At 67.9% G+C, this 19,560-nt stretch carries 15 protein-coding genes; 7 read left to right on the plus strand and 8 right to left on the minus strand.

Annotation, left to right across the window (positions count from 1 at the left end; translation table 11 throughout):
* The first annotated feature begins 6 nt into the window (after window positions 1–6).
* The 3 genes from trpA to WKR98_RS14360 all read left to right on the plus strand — a co-directional run bounded on the left by trpA (window position 7) and on the right by WKR98_RS14360 (window position 2,459).
* The gene (gene trpA / locus WKR98_RS14350) at window positions 7–882 is read left to right on the plus strand and encodes a tryptophan synthase subunit alpha (protein WP_124689913.1); all 876 of its coding nucleotides are present in this window, start codon (window positions 7–9) and stop codon (window positions 880–882) included.
* Window positions 879–1,748 (plus strand): acetyl-CoA carboxylase, carboxyltransferase subunit beta, encoded by an 870-nt coding sequence (gene accD / locus WKR98_RS14355; RefSeq protein ID WP_124689912.1) that lies wholly within the window; start codon window positions 879–881, stop codon window positions 1,746–1,748. Before trpA ends, accD begins: the two co-directional genes overlap by 4 nt.
* Window positions 1,749–1,922: 174 nt before the next feature.
* On the plus strand, window positions 1,923–2,459 hold the full coding sequence (locus WKR98_RS14360) for an acyloxyacyl hydrolase (RefSeq protein WP_341433916.1): 537 nt from the start codon (window positions 1,923–1,925) through the stop codon (window positions 2,457–2,459).
* Window positions 2,460–2,790: 331 nt separating this feature from the next.
* Here WKR98_RS14360 and moaA read toward each other — a convergent pair whose 3' ends face one another.
* The 3 genes from moaA to bcsP all read right to left on the minus strand — a co-directional run bounded on the left by moaA (window position 2,791) and on the right by bcsP (window position 5,253).
* Window positions 2,791–3,894, minus strand: coding sequence for a GTP 3',8-cyclase MoaA (gene moaA, locus WKR98_RS14365; RefSeq protein WP_370282396.1), 1,104 nt, complete (start codon window positions 3,892–3,894; stop codon window positions 2,791–2,793).
* A gap of 97 nt (window positions 3,895–3,991) precedes the next feature.
* Complete coding sequence (gene bcsQ, locus WKR98_RS14370) at window positions 3,992–4,765, minus strand: cellulose biosynthesis protein BcsQ (RefSeq protein WP_341433917.1); 774 nt, start codon at window positions 4,763–4,765, stop codon at window positions 3,992–3,994.
* A complete protein-coding gene (gene bcsP / locus WKR98_RS14375) occupies window positions 4,762–5,253 on the minus strand; it encodes a cellulose biosynthesis protein BcsP (RefSeq protein ID WP_341433918.1) in 492 nt (163 codons plus the stop codon). The genes bcsQ and bcsP overlap by 4 nt, the downstream gene beginning before the upstream one ends.
* A gap of 357 nt (window positions 5,254–5,610) precedes the next feature.
* Here bcsP and WKR98_RS14380 point away from each other — a divergent pair, with 357 nt between their 5' ends.
* Window positions 5,611–6,906, plus strand: a complete 1,296-nt coding sequence (locus WKR98_RS14380; RefSeq protein ID WP_341433919.1) for a GGDEF domain-containing phosphodiesterase — start codon at window positions 5,611–5,613, stop codon at window positions 6,904–6,906.
* Between the two features lie 9 nt (window positions 6,907–6,915).
* Here WKR98_RS14380 and WKR98_RS14385 read toward each other — a convergent pair whose 3' ends face one another.
* The 5 genes from WKR98_RS14385 to WKR98_RS14405 form a co-directional block, all read right to left on the minus strand.
* Window positions 6,916–7,926, minus strand: a complete 1,011-nt coding sequence (locus WKR98_RS14385; RefSeq protein WP_202865540.1) for a two-component system response regulator — start codon at window positions 7,924–7,926, stop codon at window positions 6,916–6,918.
* Window positions 7,923–8,483, minus strand: coding sequence for a chemotaxis protein CheB (locus tag WKR98_RS14390; protein ID WP_124689907.1), 561 nt, complete (start codon window positions 8,481–8,483; stop codon window positions 7,923–7,925). Before WKR98_RS14390 ends, WKR98_RS14385 begins: the two co-directional genes overlap by 4 nt.
* Window positions 8,484–8,495: 12 nt before the next feature.
* Window positions 8,496–9,323: a CheR family methyltransferase gene (locus WKR98_RS14395; protein WP_341433920.1), complete on the minus strand. Its 828-nt coding sequence runs from the start codon at window positions 9,321–9,323 to the stop codon at window positions 8,496–8,498.
* A gap of 16 nt (window positions 9,324–9,339) precedes the next feature.
* Window positions 9,340–12,834, minus strand: coding sequence for a response regulator (locus tag WKR98_RS14400; RefSeq protein ID WP_341433921.1), 3,495 nt, complete (start codon window positions 12,832–12,834; stop codon window positions 9,340–9,342).
* Between the two features lie 183 nt (window positions 12,835–13,017).
* Window positions 13,018–16,062: an Rne/Rng family ribonuclease gene (locus WKR98_RS14405; protein WP_341433922.1), complete on the minus strand. Its 3,045-nt coding sequence runs from the start codon at window positions 16,060–16,062 to the stop codon at window positions 13,018–13,020.
* A 707-nt stretch (window positions 16,063–16,769) separates the two neighbouring features.
* On the opposite strand from WKR98_RS14405, the gene WKR98_RS14410 reads away from it, so the two are divergent.
* The 3 genes from WKR98_RS14410 to sppA all read left to right on the plus strand — a co-directional run bounded on the left by WKR98_RS14410 (window position 16,770) and on the right by sppA (window position 19,534).
* A complete protein-coding gene (locus WKR98_RS14410) occupies window positions 16,770–17,765 on the plus strand; it encodes an RluA family pseudouridine synthase (RefSeq protein ID WP_341433923.1) in 996 nt (331 codons plus the stop codon).
* The gene (locus WKR98_RS14415; RefSeq protein ID WP_124689902.1) at window positions 17,762–18,442 is read left to right on the plus strand and encodes an HAD-IA family hydrolase; all 681 of its coding nucleotides are present in this window, start codon (window positions 17,762–17,764) and stop codon (window positions 18,440–18,442) included. Before WKR98_RS14410 ends, WKR98_RS14415 begins: the two co-directional genes overlap by 4 nt.
* Before the next feature lie 96 nt (window positions 18,443–18,538).
* Window positions 18,539–19,534 (plus strand): signal peptide peptidase SppA, encoded by a 996-nt coding sequence (gene sppA, locus WKR98_RS14420; protein ID WP_124689901.1) that lies wholly within the window; start codon window positions 18,539–18,541, stop codon window positions 19,532–19,534.
* The last annotated feature ends 26 nt before the right edge of the window (window positions 19,535–19,560 follow it).

The following is a 19,560-nucleotide window of genomic DNA, read 5'->3' on the forward strand; positions in this document are numbered from 1 at the left end:
GTCTCCATGTCGTCATCCTCCCGTATCGCGGCCGCGTTCGCGCGCCGCGCCGCCGCCCCGGGCGCCTGCGCCCTGATCCCCTACGTCACCGCCGGCTATCCCACGCCGGCCAGCACGGTTCCCATCATGCACGCGCTGGTGGCCGCCGGCGCCGACGTGCTGGAGCTGGGCGTGCCGTTCTCCGATCCCATGGCCGACGGTCCGGTCATCCAGCGCTCCAGCCAGCATGCGCTGGAGCAGGGTGTGGGCCTGCGCGACGTGCTGGCCATGGTCAAGGAATTCCGCCGCACCGACAGCCAGACGCCGGTGGTGCTGATGGGCTATGCCAACCCCGTCGAGCGCATGGGGCAGGCCGCCTTCGCCGCCGCCGCGCAGGAAGCGGGCGTGGACGGCTGCCTGGTGGTGGATTATCCGCCCGAGGAGGCCGGCGAGTTCGGCGCCCTGCTCGAAGGGCATGGCGTCGACCCCATCTTCCTGCTGGCGCCGACCACCACCGACGAGCGCATCCAGGCCGTGGCCCGGGTTGCGCGCGGCTATGTCTACTACGTCTCGCTCAAGGGCGTGACCGGCGCCGGCCACCTGGACGTCCAGGACGTCTCGCGCCGGCTGGCGCACATCCGGCAGTTCGTCTCGCTGCCGGTGGGCGTGGGCTTCGGCATTCGCGATGGCCAGAGCGCCCGCGCGCTGGGCGCCGAGGCCGACGCCGTGGTCATCGGCACCCGGCTGATCCAGGAAATCGACGCCGCCTCGCAAGGCATCCCGCAGGAACAACTGCCCGAAATCTGCGCTCGCGCAGCCGGGGCATGGTTGCGTACAATCCGGGGGGCGCTAGATGCCCCGCCTCCGGACGGGGCCTCCCAAGAATCAAGGAAATCCGCATGAGCTGGATAGAAAAACTGCTCCCTCCCCGTATCAAGACCACCGACGGCTCCGTCCGCCGCGTGCCGGAGGGCCTGTGGGTCAAGTGCCCATCGTGCGAGTCGGTGCTGTACCGCGACGATCTCGTCAAGAACCTGAACGTGTGTCCCAAATGCGAGCACCACATGCGTATCGGCGCGCGCCAGCGCATCGACGCGCTGCTGGACGCCGAGGGCCGCTACGAGATCGGCATCGGCACGCTGCCGGTGGACAGCCTGAAGTTCAAGGACACCAAGAAATATCCCGACCGCCTGCAGGACGCCATGGCGCAAACCGGCGAGACCGATGCGCTGGTGGTCATGGGCGGTGCCATGCATACCCTGCCGGTGGTGGTGGCCTGCTTCGAGTTCGAATTCATGGCGGGCTCCATGGGCTCGGTCGTGGGCGAGCGCTTCGTGCGCGGCGCCCAGGCCGCCATCGAACAGAAAGTGCCGTTCATCTGCGTGACCGCCTCGGGCGGCGCGCGCATGCAGGAAGGCCTGCTGTCGCTGATGCAGATGGCCAAGACCACCGCCGCGCTGACGCTGCTGTCCTCGCGCAAGCTGCCGTTCATCAGCGTGCTGTCCGATCCCACCATGGGCGGCGTGTCGGCCAGCTTCGCGTTCATGGGCGACGTCGTGATCGCCGAGCCCAAGGCACTGGTCGGCTTCGCCGGCCCGCGCGTGATCGAGCAGACCGTGCGCGAGAAACTGCCCGAAGGCTTCCAGCGTGCCGAGTTCCTGCTCGAGAAAGGCGCCATCGACATGATTGTCGACCGCCGCAAGATGCGCGAGGAGATCGCGCGTCTCTTGGCCCTGCTGACCCAGCAGCCGGCGGACGCCGTGGCCTGAGGGGAAGGGGACTGCGGCTAGCCTGCAACGCGGCCGTCATCGGACGTATGCAGATGTAACGAGTTTGTTATAGTCGAAGTTTCCTTCCCTCTTTCCGCGGGGGACCGCATCCTGCCCCCTGCGGGCAGACGATCTTGACGGCGCCCGCGTGAAGCATCATAGGCAGCCGATTAGATGAAAAAAACCGCCTTAGCCGCCGCGCTTTTCGCCCTTGCTTCCTTCTCGGCCCACGGCGCCGATCCCAGCGGCGGTTTCGCCAATGGCGGCTGGAGCGCCCAGTACGGCGTGGTCGACGGCAATCATCGCGCCACGCTCAACTACGAGACCTCGCCGCTCTGGCACATGAAGCTCGGCTCGACCCGCCTGGAACTGGTGGGCGAACTGGGCGGTTCGTACTGGTGGACCTCGAGCGCGCTACCGGGCTACGCCCGCCACATGTGGCAGCTCAACGCCATCCCCATGTTCCGCTGGTGGCCCACCGAACGCTTCTACATCGAAGGCGGCATCGGCGCCACGGCCGTCAGCGAGACCAAGTTCCACGACAAGAACATCAGCTCCACCTTCCAGTTCGGCGACCACATCGGCGCCGGCTTCAAGCTGGCTGAAAACATGCGGCTGGGCCTGCGCGTGTCGCACTTCTCCAATGGCGGCATGAAGAAGCCCAACCAGGGCCTGAACCAGGTCCAGCTGAACTTCGCCATGGGTTTTTGATCCCCCCTACGCGCTGACGCGCGCCCCCCAGGGGGCGATGCGGGTGGACCGGCGGAGCCGGATCCACCGCATCCTGGGGTAACAACGGGCTGGCGGAGAACGGCGATACTGCCTGGCAGCCGCTTGGGCTCAATGAAAACGGCCTTGCATATGATGCAAGGCCGCTCTTGTATCCGCGATCGGATCAGGGCGCAGCGGATCCGGCTTTGCCGGTCCGCCGGCGCCGCCCCTTGAGGGGCGCGGCCATGGCCGCGTGGGGTGGGCTTCCCTTCCGGTCCACCCGCATCGCCCCCTGGGGGGCGCCCGTAAGGGCGTAGGGGGGGGGCCTCGATCACCCTCCGATGTAGCTCATTTCTATGCGGCCGGAGCGGGGGGTATCGGCGGAGCGGCGTTCGGAATAGTTGTCGGTGCGGGCCTGCCAGATGCGGGCGATGGCGGTGGCCAGTTGGTCGTCGCTGGCGCCGCCGCGCAGCAGGGTGCGCAGGTCGTAGCCCTGGTCGGCGAACAGGCACAGGTAGAGCTGGCCTTCGGTGGACAGGCGGGCGCGGGTACAGGATGAACAGAAGGCCTGGGTGACGCTGGAGATGACGCCGACTTCGCCGCCACCGTCGCGATAGCGCCAGCGCTGGGCGACTTCGCCGGTGTAGTGCGGCTCCAGGGTTTCGAGCGGCCAGCGGGCATCCAGGCGGCGCAGGATGTCGGCCGAGGGCACGACTTCATCCATCTTCCAGCCGTTGGACGCGCCTACGTCCATGTACTCGATGAAGCGCAGGGTATGGCCAGAGTGGCGGAAGTGCTCGGCCATGGGTTCGATCTGATCGTCGTTCAGGCCCTTCTTGACCACCATGTTGACCTTGATGGGCCCCAGGCCCGCTTCGGCCGCGGCATCGATGCCGTGCAGCACGTCGGCGACGGCGAAGTCGACGTCGTTCATGCGGCGAAAAACCGCGTCGTCCAGCGCGTCCAGGCTGACGGTGACCCGGTTCAGCCCCGCCTCGGCCAGGGCGCGCGCCTTGCGTGCCAGCAGCGACGCGTTGGTGGTCAGGGTCAGGTCGAGCGGCTTGCCCGATGACGTGCGCAGTTCGGCCAGCCGGGCAACCAGGGTCTCGATGTTCTTGCGCAGCAGCGGCTCGCCGCCGGTCAGGCGGATCTTCTCGACGCCGTGGGCCGCGAACACCCGCGCCAGCCGCACGATTTCCTCGAAGCTGAGCAGGGCGTCGTGGGGCAGGTAGGGGTAGTCCTTGCCGAAGACTTCCTTGGGCATGCAGTACACGCAGCGGAAGTTGCAGCGGTCGGTGACGGAGATGCGCAGGTCGTGCAGCATCCTGCCGCGCGTGTCCGCCAGCCGGCCGGAGGGCGTGATGAGGTCGCCGGCGGCGACGGGAACGGGGCGGCGCGCGCGGTAATCGGTCAGCAGGATGGTTTTTGCGGTCACGGTACGAAGGGCAGCAGCAGGGGCGGGACCGGCCCGCCATGTACTGTAATACTACCCCATGGCACGGAAGGGTTGCGCCGTATCACCGCGCCTGAGATCAGAGCGAGGACCCGGGGGCGGACAGCATGGCCTCGATGCTCTGGGCGCACGCCAGGTAGTCCTGCGTGGCCTGGCACCGCGGGTCGTAGTCAAGCACGCTCTGGTTGAAGGCAAGGGCTTCGCTGACCGACTGGTCCTGGTGGATGACGCCGACCACGCGCTTGCCGAAGTCGGCGCGCATGACCTGCAGTACGTCGCGCGCGAGCTGCCGCGAGTTGTCGACCTGGTTGACCACGAACACGTGGTTGATGAAGTCGGGCCGCGTGACGCAGTAGGTCTGGACCAGGCCTTCCATCATCGGAAGCGTGGCATAGGAAGCGGCGTCGGGCAGCGTCACGATGACGCTCAGCTGCGCCGCCGACAAGGCGGTGCGCATGTAGATCGAGGGGCCCGGGGGCGTGTCCAGCACGACCAGGTCCTCGGCGCCCAGGCCCAAGCCCTGGAGGTTGCGGGGCAGCCAGTCGGCGTGTACTTCCAGGTGGCGCTCGAAGGCCCGCCGGTCGTCCTCGTTGACGGCCCCGTAAGGCAGGACGACGACGCCGGACGAACTGGAGAAGCGGATGTCGCGCCAGTCCTGCCCGGCCAGCGTCGCCCGGGACGTGCCCGTGATGCGCTGGGGATCGTCGCCGAAATGCAGGTGCAAGGCGTTCTGGGGGTCGAGATCGATGGCGAGCACGTTGCGGCCGCCCTGCCGCAGGGCCGCGCAGAGGTTCGCGGCGGCCGTGGTCTTGCCGACGCCGCCCTTGGCGGAAACGACTGCAATGATCTTCACAGTCGATTCAAACGTTCGAGAAGGGATTCGCTTTTCTTGCCGGCCGGGGTTTGCGGGGCAGGTCGGGCCAGGCGGGTGAACAGCGCTTGCAACTGGGGTTCCGGTCCCCGCTCAGGAGCCATGCGGGCGTCGGTCGTGGAGACGCCGGCGTCGGCGCGCGGAGCGGCGGGAGGAGGCGATGCCGGCGAGGCGGACAGGTGGGGCTCGATGCGCCCAGCCGGTGACGGAACCGGTTCGGCGGCCGGCGGCGCGGCAACCGGCCGGGCGGCCGCGGGCAGGACGGTCGGCTGCGGTGCCTGCGGAAGGTCTCCGAAGACAGGCGCTTCCACCGGGGGAAGCCGTGCAGCCTGGTCCGCCTCGATCGAGGCCAGCAGCGGCCAGCGCTCGCGTGACTGGCGGGCTTCGTTGGCGCGACTGATTTCCTGGTACTGGCCAGGCTGGCCGCCGAAGTGCCGGAACAGGTTGGCGATGTCGTCGGATTCTTTCATGTATTTCCCATTGATCCGTTTGAGAGCATAGGGTATTGCCGAAGGGGGTTCGTACTGAAGGCAACAGTTGTTAACATTGTAACGGGCAAGCCCGTTCTTGCCGCCTATGCGTCCCGTAATGATCCCATACTGATTATCGGGTGAAGTCTAATGTTGGCGTTTACTAACTTGCCGCGAAAGGCGCGTGTTTCGCCCCGGATGACCGGGCTGGCCCCACGGGGCGCGGTTTCGCTTTTGCGATGATCGCCTCTGTGCGATGATCATGTATCACGGCTCCGTGTGCCTGGCGCCGATGACGGACTAGCGGTATATCGATTAAAAGAAGCTTGATGTTTGTTCGATTTTTCCATGTCGCCGATGCCTAGAAGGTCCAAGCCCGCCGAGGCCGTACGACAGTTCGCCAATGTCAGCGAACGGGCCATGCTGTTGCGCGAACTGGGCGTGCTGATCGGCGAGCGCCGGCGCGCCGCCGTCATGGCGCTGGCCTTGCCCTCCGACGCCGCTCCCCATCAGCGCGACGAAATCCTCAGCAAGATCCGCCGCTTCATCCGGGCGGACGACCTGCTTTGCATGCTCGACGACGCCAGCCTGATCGTCGTGTTGCGCGACGTCAACGACAAATCGGGAGCGATAGGCGCTGCCCAGCGGTTGTTCCAGCGGTCCTCGCTGTTGCAGATACTGGGTGCCAGCCAGGGGTCCTCGCTGGCGGCCTTCGGCATCGTCATGCTGCCCAGCGACCTGCCCCAGCCTTCCAACGTGCTGCTGCGCGCCCAGCAGGCGGCCCGCTACGCGCTGCGCACCCGCGCGCGCTGGGTGTGCTGGAACGACGGTCCCGAGGACCTGGACGGCGTGCTGATGTCGCGCGAGGACACGCTGGTCACCGAGGTCATACAGGGCCTGGACCGCGGCGAGTTCGAACTGTTCTACCAGCCTCAGCTCGAGATGCGGACCGGCCGGGTGCGTGGCGTCGAGGCCCTGGTGCGCTGGCATCGCAAGGGCACCCTGGTCATGCCCAACGACTTCGTGCCCGAGGTCGAGGCGGCGGGGCTCAGCTCCGCGCTGGGCATGTGGGTGCTCAGGCGCGCGTGCCAGCAACTGGCCCAATGGCGCGAGGAAGGCGTGTTCTGTGCCCAGGTGGCCGTCAATCTCAGCGCCGCCCAATTGCAGGGGGACCTGGCCGAGAGCGTGGGCCGGATCCTCGAGGAATACGGCATCGAACCGGGCCGGCTGGAGATCGAGCTGACCGAATCGGCCGAGATCCCCGATCCGGAAGAGGCCGGCACCATCACCCGGCGGCTGGGGGAAATGGGGGTGGGCTTCAGCCTGGACGACTTTGGCAGCGGATATTCCAATTTCCTGCGGCTGCGCTCGGCGCAGTTCGCGGCGGTCAAGCTGGACCGGCAGTTCGTGGCCGGGATGCTGGACAACACCTACGACAAGGAAATGCTGCGCACCGTCATCCAGTTCTGCCGCTCGGTCGATATCCAGACCATCGCCGAAGGCGTCGAGACGCCGCAGCAGCTGGAAGCGCTCAGGCACCTGGGCTGTGATGCCTGGCAGGGTTTCCTGTGTTCGCCCCCCATGGGGGGCGCCGCCGTCACCGATTTCCTGCGCCACGCCGACGCCCGCCAGGGCGTCGCGGTCACGCTTTAGCGCGGGCGGTCACAGCAGCGTGGCGGCCAGCCTCGCCTGGTTCTTGCCGCTGCGCTTGGCTTCGTACATCGCGTTGTCGGCCGCCTGCACCAGGCTGTCGCGGTTGATGCCGTGCTGCATGGCGATCGCGGCGCCTATGCTGGCCCCGACGTGGGCCGTGAAGGCCTGGCCGTTGCTGGTCAGACGGTAGGGCGCGCGCAGGATCTCGCACAGGTCGACGCATTTCTGCTGGATCGCGCCGCCATCGGCGGCCTTGCACAGCAGGACGCCGAATTCGTCGCCGCCCAGGCGGGCCACGACATCCTCGCCGCGAAGAGCGGACCGCAGGCGCAGCGAGAAGGCCTGCAACAGCATGTCGCCGGCTTGGTGGCCGTGGCTGTCGTTGACCTGCTTGAAGCCGTCGATGTCCACGTACAGCAGGGCGAACAATTCCTCGTGCCGCTGGGCGCGGCTCAGGAAGCGATCCAGGGTCTCGATGAACAAGGCTCGGTTCGGCAGCCCCGTCAACTGGTCGTGCGTGGCCTGGTGGCGCATCTGCTCCTCGATGCGGCGCCGTTCGGCGATCTCCACCTGCAACTGCTGGTTGCGCTGTTCCAGCGTGGACAGCGCCTGCGCCAACTGCTGGCGGCCGGTTTCCAGTTCCAGGAATACCTTGACCTTGGACAGCAGGATCGAGTCGTTGACCGGCTTGGCGATGTAGTCCACCGCGCCGCTGCGATAGCCCTTCAACTGGTTCAGGTCGTCGGCGTAGGCGGCGGTGACGAAGATGACGGGCGTGTCGCGATTGAGCGGTTCGTTGGACAGCAGGGCGGCGACCTCGTAGCCGTCCATCTCCGGCATGTTGACGTCGAGCAGGATCAGCGCGAAGCGCTGGTCCAGGCAAAGCGCCAGCGCTTCGTTGCCCGAGGTGACCGTGACCAGTTCGGCGTCGATCTGCGCCAGCAGCTTGCGCATGGCGAACAGGTTGGCCGGCGTGTCGTCCACGATCAGGATCTTGGGAGCGGGCAGATTGGTCTTCAAGATAGGCACATCCGGTTGAGTTCGCTCGCGATGTCGACGAGCGCGAGGCAATGGTCGGCACCCGCCAGGGAAAGCGCCGCTTCTGGCATGCTGGAGGCTTCCGCTTCCTCCGGGTCCTGCACCAGCGCGATGCCCGCCTGTTGCCGCACGCAGCGCAGTCCGCGGGCGCCGTCGTCGTTGGCGCCGGTCAGGATCACGCCGGCCATGCGGTGGCGGTAAGCATCGGCGGCCGATTCGAACAGCACGTCGATGCTGGGTCGCACGAAGCAGACCTTGGGGTCGACATTCAAATAGAAATATTGGTCGCGCCCGATCAGCAGATGATAGCCCGGCGGCGCGACATACAGCACGCCCGGCAGCACCGGCGCACGCTCCTGCGCTTCCTGCACGGGCATGGGGGTGTCGCGGGCGAGCAACTGGCACAGCGAGTCGCTGTCGGCCGAGGCCGTGTGGATGACGACGACGAACGCGGTCCGGGGGCAGGGGGCCAGGCCGCGCAGCAGGACTTGCAGGGCCCGCAACCCGCCGGTGGAACAGCCGATGGCGACCAGTTCCATCGCATCCCTCCGTCAGGTCGCCCGCACCGACCGGAATATCCGCGCCGGGCCGTCCACCGTGGCGAAGCTGGAAGCGGCCGAGGCCAGCGCGAGGTTCTCCTTGGTGCCCAGGCACAGGAAGCCGCCGCGCACGAGGCTGTCGGCGAACAGGGCCAGCGTGCGATCCTGCAAGCCGTTGTTGAAGTAGATCAGCACGTTGCGGCACAGGATCAGGTGAGCTTCGCAGAACACCCCGTCCGTGGCCAGGTTGTGGTTGGCGAACACGACGTTGCGGCATAGCGATTCGTCCAGCTTCACCAGGTCGTAGCGCGCATGATAGTAATCGGCCAGCGTGCGGGTGCCGCCCGACTGCTGGTAGCGCAGCGAGGCCGCCCGCGCCTCGCGCACGGGGAAGATGCCTTCACGGGCACGCGCCAGCGCGGCGTCGGAAAAATCGGTGGCGTAGATCTGGCTGCGTTCGTACAGCCCGGCTTCCTCGAGCAGGATGGCGAGCGAATAGACTTCCTCGCCGTGGGCGCAGCCCGCCTGCCAGATGTTGATGCTGGGATACGAGGCCAGGGTCGGGAACACCTTGGTGCGCAGCGCTTCGAACACGAAGGGGTCGCGGAACATTTCCGAGACCGGCACCGACAGTCCGTCGATCACCTGCGGCAGGAAGGCGGTATCGCGCAGCATGCGCGAGGTGAGTTCGCCGATGTGCGCGAGGCCATGCTGGCGGACCAGCCCCTGCACGCGCCGCTTGAGCGAGGGGCGCGCGTATTGGCTCAGGTCATAGCCGTGGCGCCGCCGCAGGGCTTCGACGAACAGGTCCAGCTCGATTTCGTCCAGGTCGGGTTCCATGGCGTTCCAGGCGGGCCTAGCGGTGCAACCATACTCGCATCATAGACAGCAGCTTGGGAATGTCCACCGGTTTCGGCAGGTAGTCGTTGGCGCCCGAGGCAAGGCTTTTCTCGCGATCGCCCTGCATGGCCTTGGCGGTGAGCGAGATGATGGGCAGGTGGGCGTGGCGCGGGTTCTTGCGGATCTCCTGCGTGGCCTCGTAGCCATCCATGATCGGCATCATCACGTCCATCAGGACCAGCTCGATGTCGGGGTTCTCTTCCAGCTGGCGCAGGGCCTTGCTGCCGTCCTGCGCCATCAGGACCTCCATGCCGCGTCCGCGCAGCGCCTTGGACAGCGCGAACAGGTTGCGCATGTCGTCGTCCACCATCAGGACCTTGCGCCCCTTCAGGTCATCGTCGCTGCCCGAGGCCGGCGCCGCGGGCCGCAGCCGCACGCTGTGCAGGAAGAGGCTGACTTCGTCCAGCAGCCGTTCCGACGAATGCGCGCCCTTGATCACCACGCTGTCGGTGTGGAGGCGTATCCGAAGTTGGTCTTCGCGCGACAGTTCCCGCGCGGAATACACCACCACCGGCGGGCGAGGCTCGACGGCGGACAGTCGTTCAAGGAAGTCGAAGCCGGAGATGCCGGGCAGGCCCAGGTCCAGCACGACGCAGTCGAAGGTCTCGTCGCGCAGCATGGCCAGCGCTTGCTCGGCCGAGCCGGCTTCCGAGATCTCGACGGGCTGGGACGACAGCAGGGTCCGCACCGACGTGCGGGAGGCCGGGTCGTCGTCGATGATCAGCAGCCGCCGGGCCTGTCCTTCGGTTGGCAGCATCAACCGGTCGATGGCGCCGTTGAGCGCGTCGGCCGACACCGGCTTGGTCAGGTAGCCGGCCGCACCGGAGTCGCGGGTGCGTGCCGGTTCGTCCAGTGCCGAGACGATGTGCACGGGAACGTGGCGCAGGCCGGGTTCGGCCTTGAGCCGTTCCAGGACCGTCCAGCCATCCATGTCGGGCAGCATCAGGTCCAGGATGATGCCGGTGGGATGATGCTGGCGGGCGAGTTGCAGGCCGGCTTCGCCGCCGTGGGCCACCAGGGCCGAGCAGCCCTTGCGCCGGATCATGTCGGCCAGGACGCGCGCGAAGGCCGGGTCGTCCTCGATCACGAGGATGGTGGTGTCGCGGGGGGAGGCCGGGTCGCCGGGCGGCGTGTCCGGCAAGGTCGTCGTGGCGTCGCTGGCGGTGGGGGCGGCTTCGACCGGGGGCGGAGGTTCGGCCGCGCCGGGCTGGAGCTGCGGCAGCACCAATGTGAAGACGCTGCCTTGCCCGGGCTCGCTGCGCAGCTGGATGTCGCCATGGTGCAGGCGCGCCAGGCGGCGCGAGATCGCCAAGCCCAGGCCCGTGCCGCCGAACTGGCGGCTGGTGCCGGCGTCGAGTTGTTCGAAGGCGCCGAAGATCTGCGCGAATTTCTCGGGCGGGATGCCGATGCCGGTATCGTGCACTTCGATCGAGACGGACCGGTCGGCCGGAAAACCGGGAAGGTCGGCGGCCGGGCGCCGCAGCACCAGCCGGACTTCGCCCGACTGGGTGAACTTGAAGGCGTTGCCCAGCAGGTTGGTCACGATCTGCTCGAGCTTGCCGCCGTCGGCCTGCACCGCGGGCGGCAGGGCATCGCCGATCTCGACGGTGAAGCGCAGGCCCTTGCCGCGCGCCACGTGGTCGAACTGGCGCTTGAACCGGGAGGCGAAGCCGCGCAGGTCGACCTGTTCGAGCGCCAGCTCCATCTTCCCGGCCTCGATCTTGGACAGGTCCAGGATGTCGTTGATGAGGCGCAGCAGGTTGGTGCCGCCTTCATGGATGATGCGGGCCGATTCGATCTGGTCCTCGCTCAGGTTGCCCTCGCGGTTCTCGGCCAGGTCGTTGGACAGGATCAGCAGGCTGTTGAGCGGTGTCCGCAGCTCGTGCGACATGTTGGCCAGGAAGTCGGACTTGTACTGGCTGGCGCGGGCCAGCGCGTCCGCCTTGTCGGCCGTTTCCCGCTGCAGGGCCTCCAGCAGCGTCTTCTGCTGGTTCAGGATTTCCGACTGCTGGCGCAATTCCTCGTTCGAGGCCTGCAATTCCTCCTGCTGCGTGCGCAGTTCCTCCTCGGAGGTACGCAGTTCGGCGGCCTGGCTTTGCGTGCGTTCCAGCAGTTCCCGGGTATGCACGGAGCGCGTGATGTTCTCCAGCGACAAGGCCACGACGGGCAGCAGGGTTTCCAGCAGGCGATGGCGGCGGGCGTCCAGGGGGCTCATCAGGCCCAGTTCGATGACGGCCAGGACGTGCTCCATCGACAGGACAGGGATCAGCATCAGGCGGGGAGGCACCGCCTCGCCCAGTCCGGACCGCATGCGCAGGTAATGGCCGGGCACGGCATCGAGTTCGATGGTCCGGGCCTCGCGGGCGCACTGGCCGACCAGGCCTTCGCCCATCCTGAACGGCTCGAGTCCATTCTCGGGATCGGGCCGGTATCCATAGTGCCCGACCGGATGCAGCGTGTCGTCCTCGCCGCGCAGGTGGAACAGCGCCACGCCCGCGCCCAGCTCGGGACTGAGCTGCGACAGCAGTGCCTGAGCGAACTCGGTGTGCGAGGAGGCGCGCTGCAGGCGGTCGGCGACCGTTCCGACGCAGTGGCCCACCCAGTTCTGGTCCGAGATGTCGATGGCCATCTGCTTGAACTCGGTCAAGGCCCTGGAGATGGTGCCGATCTCGTCGCGCCGGTCGAGCTGGGGCGTCTCGACGGCGTGGTCGTGCCGGGCCAGCCGCTCCATGAGTTCGCTCATCAGGCGCAGCGGCTGGGTCACGAGAGTGGCCGACAGCCGCAGGGCGGCCACGCCGCACAGCGCCGCCAGCAGCAGCGTGCCCCACAGCAGCCACTCGCGCTGGGATTCGGACTGCTCCAGGGCATGTTCGCGTTCGTCCAGCTGCTGCCGGGCATAGGTGCCGAAACCATCGAGTGCCGCGACGATCGCGGGCGTGGCGACCGGAGTGCTGTTGGTGAACTTCGGGAAGAGCCGCTCGCGTTGGCTGGCGGCCTCGGCCGGCGATTCCCTGGCCAGGCGCCGCAATTCGGGCAACACCTGCTGTTCGACGTTGTTGCGCCAGCTGGCGTCCAGGTCGCGGATGGTGTCCAGGCGGGTGCTTTGCGCGGCGTCGTGCCGGACCTGCTGTTCGAGGTGATCCAGGTGCCGGGCGATCGCGGCGTTGGCGGTATCCAGCGTCTTGGTGTCGGGGTCGCCCGAACTGAGCAGCAACTGCCGCAGTTCGGACTGCCGCTGGTACAGCACGCGGTTGGTCTGCTCGACCTCGCGCAGCAGGTTGACCGTGGTGCTGAACGCGGCCCGGTTCTGCTTCTCCTGTTCCAGGACCAGCGACGTGCCGATGCTGGAGACGATGAACAGGGTCAGCAGCGAGCCCACCAGCAGGGATACCTTGCCGGTCAGCGGGATGTTCCCCAGCCATGAGTTCTCGAGGGTCTTCTTGCTGGACATGGAGGGAATATCCCGTAGGGCAGGCCAAGCCGCCATTCTAGGCGTTGCGGCCGGGCGCGGGCAGCTTTGTGGTGATTTTGCGGCACTGCCGCGGGTATTGCGTTCCTTGGCCCGAGGCCTGGGTTCGAGGCAAAAAAAATGCCGCACGCGAACGTGCGGCATCGTGACGGCCCGGCTGCGTGATCAGTGATGCAGGTCGGGACGAGTTTCGACCTGGACCAGCGCCTCGGACGTCGCCTGCGCGTGGACGCGCGGCTCGCGCCCCAGGCGGATCGGCGCGGCGGCCGGCGCGGCCTGGCGGGAGGCGGCCAGCTTGGCGCTGTCCGTTTCCACCCACTGCATGCCGGCCTGCTCGACCACGCGCACGAGTTCGTCGTGCGACGCGGCGGCCTGCGGCACCACGATCTGGGCCGGCGCATCCAGGATGGAGGCCGGTTGCGGGACCGGGGTTTCGGTCACGGGCGCGGGCGCTTCGGCCTGGGCTTCCACGGCAACCGGTTCGGGCTGCGCGGCGGGGGCTTCGGCTTGGGGCGCGGGCGTGCTTACGGCCTCGACCGGCAGGACCGGCTCGACCGGGATCGTGGCGGCCTGCTGGACAGGGGCCTCGGCGGCCGCCGCGGGCGCGGGTTCCTCGGCCGGCTGCGGGATCGCCACGGGGGCGGGTTCCTCGGCCTGGGAAGGCGCTTCCGAGGACGGCTGGGCTTCCTGGACCGGTTCGGCCGGCGCGTGCACGACTTCCGCCACCACGGGAGCGGGCGTGTCGATGGGCCGGGCCTCGGCGGTGATCAGGATGGGCTCGGACACGACGGCCAGCGGCTCGACCGGGGCGGACACCGGCGCGCCATCCTCGTCATCGGCCGATTCGTCATCCGACAAGCCATCTTCGCCCAGGGCGGCGCCGGCTTCGCCTTGGCGGCGGCCACGGCGGCCGCGACGGCGGCGGCGCTTGCGTTCCGGTTCGCCATCGGCGCTATCGGCGCCATCGGCGGATGCGAATTGCTCTTCGTCCTGGATGTCTTGCGGCTCGGCGGCCACCGGTACCTGCGGCACGACAGGAGCTTCGGGCGCAGCGACGACGGGTGCGAGCGTCTCGCCAGCCACGACGGCGGCCGCGGCCACGGTCGAGCCGGCGGCCTCATCGGCCGGCAGGTCCTCGCGGCGTCCCCCGCGGCGGCCGCGGCGGTTGCGGTTGCGGGCCTCGCCCGACTGCTGCTCGGCATCGTCGGCGGCAGGCGCGGCGGCGACGGGGCGCTGCTGCTCTTCCTGCCTGGGCGCGCGGGCGCGGTCGTCCCGGCGTCCGTCGCGGCGCTGGCCGCGCGAATCACGGGCTTCCTTGCGGCCTTCCTCGCCTTCCTGGCGATCGCGGTCGTCGGGGCGCGCTTCGCGGTTGTCGCGGCGGCCGCGGTTGCCGCCGCCCTGGGGCGTGCGGCGGCGGTTGCGATGGGCGTCACGTTCCTCGCGCGATTCGTCCTTGCGCGGGCGGGCGGCCGGCTCGGCCGGCTGGGCGGGACTGCCCTTGAGCCAGGCGAACAGGCGCGACACCAGCGCCGGGAAGCCGCCAGTGGCCGGTGCCGCGGCGGGTTGGGCCTTGGCGCTGGGCGAGGGCGTGGACGAGACGGGCGCCGGCTGGGCGGGGGTGATGCCCTTGACGATGGCCTCGGGACGGGCCTTGACCTCGTGTTCCTGCGCGGAATAGGCGAGATTGGTCTCGGGTGCCTCGGCCAGCTCGAAGCTCGCCTTGGCGCTTTCCAGCCTGGGGTCGTCGTGCCGCAGGCGCTCGATGCGATGGTGGGGCGTCTCGAGGTGCTTGTTGGGGATGAGGATGACGTTGACCTTGGAGCGCGCTTCCATCTTGGCGATGTCGGTGCGCTTTTCGTTCAGCAGGAAGGTGGCCACTTCCACCGGCACCTGTGCGTGCACGGCGGCGGTGTTTTCCTTCATGGATTCTTCCTGGATCAGGCGCAGCACCTGCAGCGCGCTGGATTCGGTGTCGCGGATGACGCCGGTGCCGTTGCAGCGCGGGCAGGTGATGTGCGAGCCCTCGTTCAGCGCCGGGCGCAGCCGCTGGCGCGACAGCTCCATCAGGCCGAAGCGGGAGATCTTGCCCATCTGCACGCGGGCGCGGTCGAAATGGAGGGCTTCGCGCAGGCGCTGCTCGACGGCGCGCTGGTTCTTGCCGTCTTCCATGTCGATGAAGTCGATGACGATCAGGCCGCCCAGGTCGCGCAAACGCAGCTGGCGGGCCACTTCGTCGGCCGCTTCCAGGTTGGTGCGCAGCGCGGTTTCCTCGATGTCGCTGCCCTTGGTGGCGCGCGCCGAGTTGACGTCCACCGCGACCAGGGCCTCGGTGTGGTCGATCACCACCGCGCCGCCCGAGGGCAGGGGCACCGTGCGGGCGTAGGCGGTCTCGATCTGGTGTTCGATCTGGAAGCGCGAGAACAGGGGCACGTCGTCGCGGTAGCGTTTCACCCGCTGGACGTTGTCCGGCATGACCACGCTCATGAAGGCGCAGGCCTGGTCGGCGATGTCGTCGGTATCGATCAGGATCTCGCCGATGTCGGGCGAGAAATAATCGCGGATGGCCCGGATGACCAGGCTCGATTCCAGGTAGATCAGGATGGGGCCGGCGTTCTCGCGGGCGGCGCCGTCGATCGCGGTCCAGAGCTGCATCAGGTAGGACAGGTCCCACTGCAGTTCTTCGACGTTGCGGCCGATGCCGGCGGTGCGGGCGATGATGCTCATGCCCTGCGGAACCTGGAGCTGCTCCATGGTTTCACGCAGTTCCTGGCGGTCTTCGCCCTCGACGCGGCGCGATACGCCGCCGCCGCGGGGATTGTTGGGCATCAGCACCAGGTAGCGGCCGGCCAGCGAGATGAACGTGGTCAGGGCCGCGCCCTTGTTGCCGCGCTCTTCCTTCTCGACCTGGACGATGAGTTCCTGGCCTTCGCGCAGCACGTCCTGGATGCGGGCGCTGCGGACGTCCACGCCTTCCTTGAAGTAGGTGCGGGCGATTTCCTTGAAGGGAAGGAAGCCGTGGCGTTCCTCGCCATAGTTGACGAAGCAGGCTTCCAGGCTGGGTTCGACGCGGGTGACGACGCCCTTGTAGATGTTGCCTTTGCGTTGTTCGCGGCCGGCGGTTTCGATGTCGAGGTCGATGAGCTTCTGCCCATCGACGATGGCAACGCGCAGTTCTTCCTGGTGCGTTGCGTTGAACAGCATGCGCTTCATGTATGAAGTTCTCCGTGGTCGTGTCGCGCCGAAAAACCGGCGCGCAGCCTCGGGCCGTCCGGAAGATGCGGGGTGCGCGGAGCGAGTGGAGGAAACCGGTGCGCGAAAAGCCGCACCCACGGACTCAGGTCACGATGACCGGCCGGGTGGGAATGCGCAAGGTCGGGAGAGAGCGCAGGCACCGTGGATGCCGCGGCCATCGCCCACTGACCGCGGTTCGCGGTGGGGGAGATGGACGGTTGCGGTATCGAAAGCAGTGGTATTCACGGTATTTGCGAGCCAGACAGACTCGCCTCTTGGGCGAGCCTTTGCGTATACGACGACGGTTTCTTTGTACTTGCGTCCGCGGGCGCATATCCGTCGTCGCGCGGTTGGGCTTCGGGTTCGAAGCCATTGCGGCGCGACGAGCGGGCGACCATGACGGCCCGGAAGAATCCGGCGGGCGGGACGGGTACAATTCCGGCACACTTTGCGACCTGTCCTGACCCGGCGGCGTGCTGCAAAGGCTGCACGGCTTGCCGCGAAACATTCAGCGGCAGGCGGCAGCCCGATAGGGAACGCGGCCTGGATTTGGAAAGGTCTCGCGCACATCTGGCGGAAACGCCGCATAAAAGCGCGTCTCGACGCCGGAAGCGCGGTTCAGGGACACAACGTGTACGTCACCCCTGTGCTCCAACCCGCCTGATTCGATCAGGCTTCAGGATTATATGTCGCTACCATTGTTGCGCAAAGCGAAATCCACGCCCGGCCAGGGCCGCCCCGCCCGGAACCCCGAACCTGCGGCGGCTCCCGCCGTGCGCCTGGTCGAAGTGGACGAGGCGCACGACGGCCAGCGGCTGGACAATTTCCTGCTGCGGCTGTGCAAGGGCGTGCCCAAGAGCCACCTGTACAAGGCCATCCGGGGCGGCCAGGTCCGGGTCAACCGGGGGCGGGTGCCGGTGGACCACCGGATCGCCACCGGCGACCTGGTGCGGGTGCCGCCGTTCCGGCTGCCCGAGGCGCCGGTGCGCTTCGTGCCCCCCAGCGAATTTCCCGTCGTGTTCGAGGACGACGCGCTGCTGGCGATCGACAAGCCGGCGGGCGTGGCGGTGCACGGCGGCAGCGGCGTGGATTTCGGCGTCATCGAGCAGTTGCGGCGGGCGCGGCCCGAGGCGCGCTTCCTGGAGCTGGTGCACCGGCTCGACCGTGACACGTCGGGGCTGCTGCTGGTGGCCAAGAAGCGCAGCGCCCTGGTCGGCCTGCACGAATCGCTGCGCAACGGGCTCTGGAACAAGCATTACCTGGTCCTGGTCGCGGGCGACTGGGTCAACGACCGCCAGCACGTGCGCAAACCGCTTACCAAATGGTCCACCCAGTCGGGCGAGCGCCGCGTGAAGGTCGATCCCGACGGCCAGCCGGCCCACACCATCTTCACCCTCAAGCGGCGCTACGGTTTGTATTCCCTGCTGGACGCCGAACTCAAGACCGGGCGTACCCACCAGATCCGGGTGCACGTGACCAGTTGCGGGTTTCCCATCGTGGGCGACGACAAGTACGGCGACGACCACGCCAACGCCGCGGCGGCCGGGCGCGGGTTCCGCAGGATGTTCCTGCACGCCCATACCCTGGCCATTCCGCATCCGCTGACCGGCGAGTCGCTGGCGCTGGAAGCCCATCTGCCCGAAGATTGCGTCAAATTCCTACAGCAACTGGAACATCCATGACTTCACCCCTCCCGGGCTATTCGCTGGTCGTGTTCGACTGGGACGGTACCCTGATGGATTCGACGCCGACCATCATCGCCGCCATCCAATCCGCCTGCCGCGACCTCGGGTTGCCGGTGCCGCCCGACGAAGCGGCCGCCTGGGTCATCGGCCTGAGCCTGCAGGACGCGCTGATGGCCGCCGTTCCCACGCTGGCGCAGGACCAGGTCCAGGCCTTCGTCGCGCGCTACCGCTTCCATTACCTGACCCGCGATCCGCAATTGCGCCTTTTCGCCGGCGCCGAGCAGATGCTGGCGCGCCTGGCCGAGCGCGGCGCGCGGCTGGCGGTGGCTACGGGCAAGAGTCGCGTCGGCCTGGAGCGGGCCCTGGACGCCACCGGCATCCGCCGGTATTTCGACACCACCCGCTGTGCCGACGAGACCTTCTCCAAGCCCAACCCGGCCATGTTGTTCGAGATCATGCGCGAACTGGGCGCGGATCCGGCCTCGGCCGTGATGGTCGGCGATACCTCGCACGATCTGCAGATGGCCCGCAATGCCGGAATCCATGGCGTGGGCGTGACCTACGGGGCGCACGCCGTGGACGAACTGGCAGGGTGCGCGCCGCAGACGCTGGCCGGCAGCATTGCCGAGCTGGGCGACTGGCTGCACGGCCGCATCGCGGCCCGGGCAGCCTAGGGCCCGGCCCCCGCGTCCGCTGTCGCCGCGCCGCCACTTGCCCTATCCTAGCGATTGCTTACCTCGATCTTCGACCTTTCATAGCGAGTTGTCTTCATGTCCCAGGATGCCTATTCCTCCCCGCCCGATGCTTCGTCCCGCGCTCCGGGGGAATGGGAGCGCGATGTGCTGGAGAAGCTGGTTTTCGCGTCGCTCAAGGAGCAGCGCGCGCGGCGGCGCTGGACCATCTTCTTCCGGCTGCTGATGCTGGCCATCGTGATCCTGCTGGTACTGACCGCCACCGGCGTGCTGTTCCGCGGATCGGGGTCGAGCACGCCCGATCCGCATACCGCGCTGATCGAACTGGACGGCGTCATCGATGCCCAGGGCGAGGCCAGCGCCGACAAGATCAACGCCGCCCTGCAGGCCGCCTTCGACGACAACAACGCCAAGGGCGTGGTCCTGCGCATCAACAGCCCGGGCGGCAGCCCGGTCCAGGCCGGCATGATCTTCGACGAGATCCGCCGCCTGCGCGCCCAGAATCCCGATAAGCCGGTGTACGCGGTGGTCGAGGAAATCTGCGCCTCCGGCGGCTACTACGTCGCCGCCGCGGCCGACAAGATCTATGTCAACAAGGCCAGCGTGGTCGGCTCCATCGGCGTCATCATGGAAGGCTTCGGCTTCACCGGCCTGATGGACAAGGTGGGCGTCGAACGGCGCCTGGTCGTGTCCGGAGAGAACAAGGCGCTGCTGGATCCGTTCTCGCCCGCCAATCCCGGGCAGCAGGCCCATGCGCAGGCGCTGGTGCAGGAAATCTTCCAGCAGTTCGTCGGCGCGGTGCGGGAAGGGCGCGGCGAGCGGCTGCATGAAACGCCGGACATGTTCACCGGGCTGATCTGGACCGGCACCAAGAGCGTCGAACTGGGCCTGACCGACGAACTGGGCACGGTGGACAGCGTGGCGCGCGACGTCATCCAGGCCGACACCGTGGTGGACTACACGGTGCGCGAGAACTTCGCCGAGCGGGTCGCCAAGCGCGTGGGCGTGTCCTTCGGCGCCGGACTGGCCAAGACCGGCCTGGGCGGGGCCGGCGGCGTCTGGCATTGGAAGTAAAGGGCCGCTCCGCGATTCCGGGGCGC

Source organism: Pigmentiphaga sp. YJ18 (assembly GCF_038066655.1).
Classification (GTDB): domain Bacteria; phylum Pseudomonadota; class Gammaproteobacteria; order Burkholderiales; family Burkholderiaceae_B; genus Pigmentiphaga.